The organism is Cellulomonas bogoriensis 69B4 = DSM 16987, assembly GCF_000767165.1.
In the GTDB taxonomy this organism is placed as follows: domain Bacteria; phylum Actinomycetota; class Actinomycetes; order Actinomycetales; family Cellulomonadaceae; genus Actinotalea; species Actinotalea bogoriensis.
Window position 1 is genome coordinate 1 of record NZ_AXCZ01000100.1, and the last position, 9,537, is coordinate 9,537.

The 9,537-nt window shown below is 71.9% G+C and carries 11 protein-coding genes; 3 read left to right on the forward strand and 8 right to left on the reverse strand.

Features of this window, described 5'->3' with window-relative positions; genetic code table 11:
• The first annotated feature begins 136 nt into the window (after positions 1 to 136).
• Positions 137 to 772: an RDD family protein gene (locus N869_RS09775; protein ID WP_035060896.1), complete on the forward strand. Its 636-nt coding sequence runs from the start codon at positions 137 to 139 to the stop codon at positions 770 to 772.
• A gap of 645 nt (positions 773 to 1,417) precedes the next feature.
• The gene (locus N869_RS09780) at positions 1,418 to 2,695 is read left to right on the forward strand and encodes a LamG-like jellyroll fold domain-containing protein (RefSeq protein WP_084136863.1); all 1,278 of its coding nucleotides are present in this window, start codon (positions 1,418 to 1,420) and stop codon (positions 2,693 to 2,695) included.
• A gap of 371 nt (positions 2,696 to 3,066) precedes the next feature.
• Here the strand turns inward: N869_RS09780 and N869_RS09785 are convergent, their stop codons facing one another.
• The 8 genes from N869_RS09785 to purB form a co-directional block, all read right to left on the reverse strand.
• Complete coding sequence (locus N869_RS09785) at positions 3,067 to 3,822, reverse strand: hypothetical protein (protein ID WP_035060902.1); 756 nt, start codon at positions 3,820 to 3,822, stop codon at positions 3,067 to 3,069.
• A 101-nt stretch (positions 3,823 to 3,923) separates the two neighbouring features.
• Complete coding sequence (locus N869_RS17370) at positions 3,924 to 4,085, reverse strand: hypothetical protein (protein ID WP_156968480.1); 162 nt, start codon at positions 4,083 to 4,085, stop codon at positions 3,924 to 3,926.
• Positions 4,086 to 4,103: 18 nt separating this feature from the next.
• On the reverse strand, positions 4,104 to 4,307 hold the full coding sequence (locus N869_RS18865) for an SAV_915 family protein (RefSeq protein ID WP_408606354.1): 204 nt from the start codon (positions 4,305 to 4,307) through the stop codon (positions 4,104 to 4,106).
• A gap of 364 nt (positions 4,308 to 4,671) precedes the next feature.
• Entirely contained in the window at positions 4,672 to 5,076 is a 405-nt protein-coding gene (locus tag N869_RS09795; RefSeq protein WP_035060906.1) for a PIN domain-containing protein, read from the reverse strand.
• Positions 5,061 to 5,318 (reverse strand): type II toxin-antitoxin system Phd/YefM family antitoxin, encoded by a 258-nt coding sequence (locus N869_RS09800; RefSeq protein WP_035060908.1) that lies wholly within the window; start codon positions 5,316 to 5,318, stop codon positions 5,061 to 5,063. Before N869_RS09800 ends, N869_RS09795 begins: the two co-directional genes overlap by 16 nt.
• A gap of 40 nt (positions 5,319 to 5,358) precedes the next feature.
• Positions 5,359 to 6,771: a methyl-accepting chemotaxis protein gene (locus N869_RS09805; RefSeq protein ID WP_156968481.1), complete on the reverse strand. Its 1,413-nt coding sequence runs from the start codon at positions 6,769 to 6,771 to the stop codon at positions 5,359 to 5,361.
• 118 nt (positions 6,772 to 6,889) lie between these two features.
• Positions 6,890 to 7,171 carry a PIN domain-containing protein gene (locus tag N869_RS18870; protein WP_198026033.1) on the reverse strand — a complete coding sequence of 94 codons (282 nt, stop codon included), beginning with the start codon at positions 7,169 to 7,171 and terminating at the stop codon, positions 6,890 to 6,892.
• Between the two features lie 33 nt (positions 7,172 to 7,204).
• Positions 7,205 to 8,653, reverse strand: coding sequence for an adenylosuccinate lyase (gene purB / locus N869_RS09810; protein WP_035060912.1), 1,449 nt, complete (start codon positions 8,651 to 8,653; stop codon positions 7,205 to 7,207).
• 89 nt (positions 8,654 to 8,742) lie between these two features.
• On the opposite strand from purB, the gene N869_RS16565 reads away from it, so the two are divergent.
• Positions 8,743 to 9,537: DUF4129 domain-containing protein (locus N869_RS16565; RefSeq protein WP_052105337.1), on the forward strand; the 795-nt coding region annotated here is incomplete at its 3' end.

Sequence of the window (9,537 nt, forward strand, 5' to 3'; positions counted from 1 at the left end):
GGGCGGCCGGTGAGGCGGCAGGGCCCCCTGTGGACGGGCGCTGAGGGTTCCCCGCCCCGACGTCTACTGTGCGCTGGCACCACGCTCACCTGCAGCTCACCTGAACGGCTGGGCCGTAGCGCACCCAGGAGACACCATGACGCACACCCCGCCGGAGCACCCCGAGCCCCAGCACGGCGAACCGGGCCCCCAGCTCGCGCAGCCGTACCCCCAGCCGTACCCCCAGCCGCACCCCCAGCCGTACCCCCAGGCAGGCCACCCGTACCCGGCCCCTGGCGCGCCCGCGATGCAGCCGCCGGGGTACCCGCACCCGGTGCCCGCGGGGCCACCCCTGGCGCACTGGGGTTCACGGGTGGGCGCGTCCCTGATCGACGGGGCCCTGACGACCGCACCGCTGCTCGTGGGCTACCTGGTGTTCGTGGGCTTGTTGGTGGGGTGGGCGGACGCCGGCGACCCCTACGCCTCACCGAACCCCCCGGTCGCCGCGTTCGTGGCCCTGATCCTGGGGTGGGCCGGCTACATCGCGATGTTCATCTGGAACCGGGTGTTCCGTCAGGGGCGGACCGGCCGGTCGGTCGGCAAGCAGCTGGTCGGCCTCACCCTGATCGCCGAGGCCACGGGTCGCCCGGTGGGTGCGGGGCCGGCCTTCCTGCGTGACCTGGTGCACGTCGTGGACGGGTTCTTCTACATCGGCTACCTGTGGCCGTTGTGGGACGAGAAGCGCCAGACCTTCGCCGACAAGATCATGGCCACGGTCGTCGTCAAGGGTTGAGACTTCACCGCCGCAGATCCGGTCACTAGGCCGAACGGGTGAAGGTCGCGCCGGGAGTCACAGCGGGTCATCCGTGACTGATACGGTCTGCGGCACCATGAGCCGGGCGGCCATGGGGCCGAACTTCGATCATGGGTACGGCGGCTCGGTGCCCGCGCATGCCGGCGCCTGTGGAGAGAAGAGCACGTCATGCGGGAGAAGTCTGTCCGGTCCCCTCTCAGGTCGCTCGGAGCCGGGGCGGTGGTGCTCGCGGTCACGCTGTCGGTGACCACCCCCGCGGCGGCCGCGACTCGCCACTCGTTCTCCGCAGTGACCGGCGAAGCACGCACCGTCGCCGTCGAGGCCGTTGGGGCGGGCGACTCAGTGATCGCACCTGCGGGTGAGGCCGGGTCCCACTCGAGCGCCGCGAAGCCGTCCTCGCGGACCGCGCCGGTCGTCGCCTTCATCCGTAAGCTCCTGCGGCTCTTGTGGCCTGCAGCGTGGCCGGTACCCGCACCGACGCCCAGCCCCACGCCCAGCCCCACGCCCAGTCCCACGCCCACCCCGACGACGCCTGCGCCGACCCCGGACCCTGTCGACGCAGCGGTGACCGTGAGTGGCTTGCGCACGTCGAGCCCGACCGCCGCCTGCGTCACGGACTCACCGGTGTACCTGCGATCGGCAACGCCGGTACTCCGGGCGACGGTCGACGTCCCGCGGGGCAACGCGACGGCAGAGTTCACCCTGGTCGAGGTCGACTCGGGCGAGATCCTCTGGTCCGCGGGGCGGACCGCCGCCCAAGCGGGCGGGAGCGACCACACCGCGCGGGTGCCCGAGCTGGGTCTGCACGAGGACGTCCTGTACCGGTGGACGGTCGTGGGGTATGACGTGGACGGTTCTGCCAGCGCGCCCGCGTCGTGCGACGTGATCTTCGACCTGACGTCTCCTGCGGTGCCGCACGTCGAGGCCGTCGACGACGGCGGGGTCGTGTACCTCGATGGGATCAGCTCAGGCGGCATCGGGCAGACCGGGACCTTCCACTTCACCAACAACGGTTCAGAGGACGTCGTGGGTTACATGTACTCGTTCCTGACCGACAGCATGGGTGCCTACGTGGAGGCTGAGCCGGGGGTGGTGACGTTCGCACCGGTGATCGATGGCCCCCACACCCTGCACGTCCAGGCGGTCGATCGGGCCGGGCGGACGAGCCCTGTGCAGACCTATCGCGTGGTTGTGGCGATGGCCTCGATGGTCGACCACTGGTGGCTCGACGAGGGCGAGGGAGCCGTGGCGTACAGCACGAGTGGCTCCGCTGGGCAGGAGCTGCACCTCGCCGACGGCGTGACCTGGGGTGACGGGCTGTACGCGAGCTTCGGGTTCGATCCGTACGACCGAGGGCTGGTCTTCGGGCCGGGAACCGGCGGCGCGGCATCGACCGATCCCGGTGTCGCGACCGCGTCGTACAGCGTGGGTGCGATCGTGCAGCTGGACGACGCCTCTGGTACCGCCACCGCGGTCAGCCAGGACGGTGGCGTGGCCAGTGCCTTCGAGCTCGGCTTCCGGCATGACGCCCGCTGCTCCGGCGGCAGTGGCTGCTGGGCTTTCGCCGTCACCGGTGCGGACGGCGTCGTGAGCGTCGCGACGTCCGACGTCCCGGCGGTCGAAGGTGCCTGGTACGGACTCGTCGGTGTGCGGAACTCCGTGACCGGAGCGTCGACCGTGCACGTGTGCGACCTCGGTACGGCGGACTCCCCGAAGCCCGGGTGGCCGGTTGAGGGGAGAACCATCACCGCACCCCAGGCGCGTGCGCACGAGGGGCCGTTCCGTCTCGGCCACGGCCGGTCCGACGCCGGTGACGTGCACCCCTGGGTCGGGACCGTGAGCGCGGTGCGTACCTGGTCCGGTCCGATCTCGACCAGCACGATCCGCCGCTTCTGCATCTGACGTCGGTGACGGGGCGGAGGAGCGCCCGCCCAGCCGTTTTCGCTGTCTTTGGAGTGGGGCGTTGACCGGGCAGGACTACCTGCACACCGCCAGCCGCCTCTTCGACCTAGTCTGTCCCGGGCCCCACGCACGCTCGCGGCTGCAGGTCGTGCGGTGAGCCGGGCCAGCGCACCGGGCAAGGACGTGACCTGAGCGACTCATAGAAGACCCCGGACGGTCGACTTCCTTTGCGCTGGTTTGGCCGGCTGACTTGCTGAGGACCACGGGCCAGACTGTGATCCGGTGATCTAAGCGCAGCAGGCAGGCGTCGGCCCATCCAATGCCCTAAGGGTCAGGATGAGTTGAGGCCGGTTTTCATAGCAAGTCCGCCGTCAGGCGTGGGGCGTGAACCGCCGGACCGCTGCAGCGGTGCCGAGCTCGGCACGCAGGGCGGGGTAGCGCGCGTAGAGGTCGAGCACTTCGAGGAGCACAGCGGGTGGGGCGGCGACGTCGAGGGTGCTGATGAGCAGGTGCGGGGCGAACTTGACCTCGCGTTGACCCCACCACCGGCTACGCCGGGTGACGGGCGGGGCGCCGGGCGTTGGCCGGGCGACGACACGCACCGCACGCTCCGGGGTGGTCACCGGCACCACGGCGACGACCGCGTCCCACGGCACGAACGCGTCTGCAGACCAGGACGTGTGCCTGATGCCCCGCGCCGTCAGGATGACGGCGCCCCGTCGGATCCGGCCACGGGCGATGTCGCCGAACAGCACGACGCCGGCGAAGATGCCTATCGGCGCGAGGAAGGCTGCGCCGATAGTGCGGGAGTCTTCCCCGAACCGCGCCCACCCGTCGACTGTCAGTACCAAGGAACTTGCTGCGAGGCACGCCAGCATCACCACACCCCCCACCGCGACCGGGCGGCTGTAGGGCAGAGCGAGCCCGGGGAGATCCGACTCCTCAGCGCGCGTCTGGCGGACGTGACGGAAATCGAGCCGCCGAGGACGGACCGTCCTCGCTGCATACAGTGCGGCGCCGATCAGTGTTCCGGGCAGCAGCAAGGCACCCATCGCCGCACGCGGGTCCGGGTCCCCCCGGAGGACCGCCACGAACGTGGCGCCGCCGAGTGCGGCGAACGGGGCCACGACCAAGATCGTACGGAGACGGTTCGTCCACGGCCGCCGTGCCCACCGATGCGGGTCCGTCGCTGCGCCAGGGACGTGGTGCCCGTGAGGGGTCGGGGTGCTCAGAAGATCGCCTCCCAGCGCTCACCAATCGCGTCGCCTGCGGTGTCGATGACCGACCCGACTGCTCGGCCCCCGTCCACGAAGAAGTCGTCGACCTTTGCCCTCGCCTCTTCCGTGGCGCCCTTGATCTGCTGCGCCGGTGGGTAGGTCGTTCGTGGCATGAGACTCTCCGGTCGCGCTCACCGGACACCCGCTTGTGTCGGCTTCAGCGTCGAGGGCTGCGCGTCACCGCAGCAGGCGACCAGTCGGTCTGGGGCTTTGTAGACGAGAAGGGCGAGCCGACCGTCCTTCGTCTCACGCATGTCGAGGGCGGTCTCGCGGTTCGCGCGCCCTCCCGCCGTCGGCACGTACAGCACTGGAGGTGGACCTCGTGGTGCAGTCATGTGACATGGGGGCCTCCTTCCAGGCGAGGACCGTACAGCACCGCATCTAGCGGTGCTCGCACTTGGCGACCACCACTGTGGTGCGACGTGCCTGGCCCGAGCCGCCGGACACGACCGCCAGGACCGGCGCGTCGGTCAGGTCCCTAGCACGCCCGACGGCGGCGGCGTCCTGGTCCCCCCAGCCGCGGCCCAGGTTTCGCCCACGCGCAGTGACGGCGTCTCGGGCCACCCTGAACGGCGCAGGGACGCCGACCACGTGTCTGACAGCGGTGACGAGGATGGCGGCGAGCATGATCGCGCCCATGCGGACGCGGATGGCCCAGTCCGGGCCCCGGGATCACCTGCGCGGCGCCGGGCGCAGCGGTCAGGGGGCCGGGCTTTCCACGCGTACGCCTGGGAGGTCACCGAACCGTGCGCGAGCGTCGGTGGACATCAGGGTTCGGTCCTCGTGAGCGGCGTGCGCGGCGATGATCAGGTCGTGGGCTCCGCGGGGGGTTCCGGTCCGGCGTACGTGCGCCAGGAGGCGGGCGTGCTCGACCGCTGTTCGCTCGGTGTAGTCCAGGACGGTGATGGTGTCGGTGATCGCTGCGAGGACACGGGCCCGGTCCGCAGCCCGCTGCGGGGTGTCGGCCAGCTCGATGCCCGTGCGGAACTCGGCGACGGTGATCGCCGCGATCGCGAGGTCGTCCTCGTCGAACTGGGTGGTGTCGAACCGTCGACGTTCGTAGGCGATGAGGGTGGTGGTGTCCAGGATCAGGCGTCGCGCCACGGGTCGCCTTCGTCGGTGGTCAGCAGGGCGGTAGCGGCGGTGATGTCGTCCTCGAACGCGTCGTCCATGCCGGGGGTCCGAGCGAGGGCTTCGCGCAGCGCACGCCCGGTAGTGGGGGTCACAGGCCGCAGCTCGGCGACGACATGGCCGGCGCGGGAGATCCGTACCGTCTCTCCGTTCTCGACGGCGTCCAGCAGGTCCGAGAACCCTCGTGAGGCGTGGGTTGCCGTGAGCGTGCGCATGCCCTCATCGTATCCGATTATCTGATGCCAAGCGGCCGGTTCAGTGCCGCGTCCCTGCCTCGTCCTGCCCCGCCATGGCCGCGACCTCGTCGGTGACCTGCTGGACGGCGTGGGTCATGGCGGTGATGGATGCCCGTGCGCGGGCGGTGGCGCTGGACTGGTGCTCGGCTGCGGTGGCGATGGTGGCCTGGGCGTTGACGACGTCGGTGATGGCGGCGTCGACGTCGCGGGTGCCGGCGAGGGCGTCGACGGTGCGGGTGCGGATGGAGTCGGTGACGGTCTCGATCTGCTCGGTGGCCTTGGCGGTCTGGGCTGCGAGCTCCTTGACCTCGTGGGCCACGACGCTGAATCCCTTGCCTGCGTCACCGGCGCGGGCTGCCTCGATGGTGGCGTTGAGGGCCAGCAGGTTCGTCTGCTCGGCGATGGAGGTGATGGCACGGGCGATGTCGTGGATCTGGTCCGCGGACCGCTCCAGCGCCTCCATGGTGGAGGTGGAGGCGGCGACCCGCTGGGCCGCGGCCTGCGCGGACGTCGACGCCTGGGTGGACGCGGCGGTGATCTGCGTGGCGGCCCCGACGAGGCCGTCCATGACCTCGGCGGAGTCGTCCGCGCCGGCGCGCAGGTCGTCACCGGCGCCGGTGAGGGTGACCAGACGGGACTCGAGCTCTGCGGCGCGTGCCTGACGTTCGGCGAGCTCGCGGCGGGCCTGCTCGGCCGCTCCGGCCTGGGCCTCGACGAGGCGTTCCTGGGCGGCGATCTGCTCGGCGGCGGTCGCCTCGGCGCGTTCGCGTTCGGCGCGCATGGACGCCTCGGCGCGTTCGGTGAACCGCCAGCTGGTCGCGAGGGCCACGCACTGGGCGAGCAGCAGCCCGGCGTGCAGGGACGCCCACGGGATGGGGTTCTCCTGGGCGCGGGGGTCTGAGAACACCAGGGTCGGGTCGATGAGGCTCATCCCGATGTGGTGCACGGCCACGACCCCGACGGCCACCAGGAACGGCGCCCACGCCTGGTAGAGGGCCACGAACGCGACGATCACGAAGAAGTGCAGGTGCAGGTCCGTCATCCCGCCGGAGAGGTGCACGAGCACCACGCTCGACGTCACCAGTCCGGTCCCGACGGCCGCCCCACGGACGGCCTGGCTGCCGGCCACCCGCCCGACGACCACCAGGGCGGCCATGATCCCGAGGCCCACCCACGCCATCCACATGTGGTCCGCCGCGCTCATGGTCGCGTCGTGGTCGGCGTGCCCGGACGCCGACGGTTCCCACAGCAGGGCCAGGGCCGCCAACCCCACCAGGTGGGCGACCAGGAGCCACGTCAGGGCGTCGTGCCTGACCCGGAACGCGGCCTCGTCCAGGCGCACACCCCGGGGGACGACGTCCATGAGGCGGCGCCCGAACGTGCGGTGCTCGACGCCGTCGGGGGCTCTGGTGTCACTGGGTGCAGGGCTCACAGCAGGAGATATCGGACCGACCCTCGCAGTTGTGAGGATCGGTCCCGGGTGAGACCTGCCGGCCCGTGCTACCGCCCACGGCTCATCCTCGTGAGGTACGTCCCGGCGCGCCAGGACACTACGGTGCGTCGATGGTCAAACCGTGGAGTGCCACTCCGCGGGCCCGAGCGGCCCGCGCCAGGCGTGCGTCGAAGGTCGCGAGCCCAGCTCCGAGCCGCTCGGCCGAAGCCAGCACGCATGCATCCGGCGTCGTCAGCCCTGTCTGTGCCTGGACGACCGCGAGGGCCTCGGGCGCAGGATCCTGTCCCAGTGGCCCCAGTCCGAACCCTGCCTCCGTCAACGCCTTGAGCGCTGCGGCGTGGGCTCCAGCCTTGGCGGGGCCGACCAGGACCTCGGCCAAGGAGTGCAGGATGATCCTGCCTCGGCCGTGCTGTCAGCCGTCGAGGAACGCGACCAGCTCGGCGGCGGCCCCGGTGTAGCTGCCGGGGGTCATGGCCTGCAGGCGCGCGGTGACGTCGTCCGGCAGCCCCAGGCCTGCGACGAACTCGCGCAGGTCCTCCCCGGTGATGCGGCGGCCGCGGGTGAGCTCCTTGAGTCGCTCGTACGGCTCGTCCATGCCGGGCACCCCGGCGATGCCCGCGGCACGCATCGCGGACTGCACAGCCTCGCCCAGCACCTCCCAGTTGGCGTCCAGGTCCCGTTCCATGGCGGCCGGGTCGGCGTCGAGGCCGGCCAGGCCCCGGCGCACGTTGTCGATCGCGAGCAGGGAGTGGCCGAACGCCGGGCCGATGTTCCGCTGGGTCGTGGAGTCGGTGAGGTCACGCTGCAGCCGTGAGGTGACCAGGGTCGCGCCCAGGGTGTCGAGCAGCGCGTTGGAGATCTCCAGGTTCGCCTCGGCGTTCTCGAACCGGATCGGGTTGACCTTGTGGGGCATGGTCGAGGACCCGACCGTCCCCTGCCCACGCACCTGCGCGAAGTACCCCAGCGAGATGTACGTCCACACGTCGGTCGCGAGGTTGTGCAGCACCCGGTTGAACCGGGCGACGTCGGCGTACAGCTCGGCCTGCCAGTCGTGGGACTCGATCTGGGTGGTGAGCGGGTTCCAGGTCAGGCCCAGGTGCTCCACGAACGTGCGGGACACCCCCACCCAGTCGGCGTCCGGGACGGCCGCCAGGTGCGCCCCGTACGTGCCGGTCGCGCCGTTGATCTTGCCGAGGTACTCGGTGCGGGCGATGCGGTCGAGCTGACGCCGCAGCCGCCACGCCAGGACGGCGATCTCCTTGCCGAGGGTCGTGGGGGTGGCCGGCTGCCCGTGGGTGCGGGCCATCATCGGGACGGTCGCGTGCTCGCGGGCCATCGCGACCAGGTCCTCCACCAGGGCCCGCGCGGCCGGCAGCCACACCTGCTCCACGGCGCCCTTGACCATCAGCGCGTAGGACAGGTTGTTGATGTCCTCGCTGGTGCACGCGAAGTGCACCAGCTCGGTGACCTGCGGCAGGACGGTGCCCTCCAGGGTGTCGGGCGCGTCGGCGAGCCGCTTCTTCAGCAGGTACTCCACGGCCTTCACGTCATGGACGGTGATCCGCTCGGTCTCGGCGAGCTCGGCGACCGTGGACGCGTCGAACGTGGCGACCACGTCCCGCAGGTACCGGCGCTCGGCGTCGCCGAGGGTCGGCGCACCGGGCACCACCTGCTGCCCGGTCAGGTGGATGACCCACTCGACCTCCACGTGCACCCGCTCCCGGTTCAGCGCCGCCTCCGACAGGTGGTCCACCAGGGGCGCGACGGCCGCCCGGTACCGGCCGTCCAGGGGGCTGAGGGCGATCGTGGGGGTGACGGCGGCCAGGCTCTGCCGCTCGGACGCGGGCGCGGTGCGAGACATGCCCGCAATCCTTCCAGACACCCCGGCCGGGCGGCCGAGGTGCTCATATCGGGCGGCGTGGGCGCCACCCGTGATGCCATGATGACCCGGTGGACCGTACGACGGCGGCGGAGCACCACGGGCCGGGGACCCCACGGCCCGTGCACGACGACGCCCGGCCCACCGGTGACGGCGGCGGCCCGCCCCGCCGGTCGCTGCTGGTGGTCGCGCTCATCGCCCTGGCGGTCGTGGCGTCGGGGATCACCGGCCCCTGGTCACCACCGTTCCGTGAGGACGTCGGCGAGCTGGAGCCGGCCGAGCTGCCCCAGCTGGCACCCCCCACGTTCGAACCGTTCCCCGAGTTCGACATGGAGGCCCTGGACGTCCCCCAGTGGGACCTGCGCTGGGTGGGGGCCGTCCTGCTGGCGCTGGTGGCGCTCGCGGTGCTGGCCGTGGTGGTCCGGTGGTGGCGCCGCCGCGAACGGCCCCGCCCCCCGGACGGCCCCCCGGACCCCAGCGACGTCGAGTCCGACCTGGCCGTGGGCGCACACCCCGGCGCCCTCCCGGACCTGCCGACGTTGCGGGACGGCGTCGACGACGCCGGGGAACGCCTGCGCCGCACCACCGCCCCCGGTGACGCCGTCGTCGCCGCATGGGTGGCGTTGGAGGCCGCAGCCGAACGCACCGGGATCCTGCGGGACCGGGCCTCCACCCCCACCGAGTTCACCGTGACCGTCCTGGACCGCACCGACGTCGACCCCCAGGCCACCCGCACCTTGCTGGACCTGTACCTGCAGGCACGGTTCGGGCGCACGGCCCTCACCGACGAGGACGTCGCCGCGGCGTCCACGGCACTCCAGACCCTCGCCGACGGCCTCGACGACCCACCACGACCCCCCGCCCCG

Coding starts and splice junctions, on each gene's coding strand:
- N869_RS09775 (WP_035060896.1), top strand. CDS start 137: ATGACGCACACCCCGCCGGAGCACCCCGAGCCCCAGCACGGCGAACCG.
- N869_RS17370 (WP_156968480.1), bottom strand. CDS start 4,085: ATGCCACGAACGACCTACCCACCGGCGCAGCAGATCAAGGGCGCCACG.
- N869_RS18865 (WP_408606354.1), bottom strand. CDS start 4,307: ATGACTGCACCACGAGGTCCACCTCCAGTGCTGTACGTGCCGACGGCG.
- N869_RS09800 (WP_035060908.1), bottom strand. CDS start 5,318: ATGCGCACGCTCACGGCAACCCACGCCTCACGAGGGTTCTCGGACCTG.
- purB (WP_035060912.1), bottom strand. CDS start 8,653: ATGTCTCGCACCGCGCCCGCGTCCGAGCGGCAGAGCCTGGCCGCCGTC.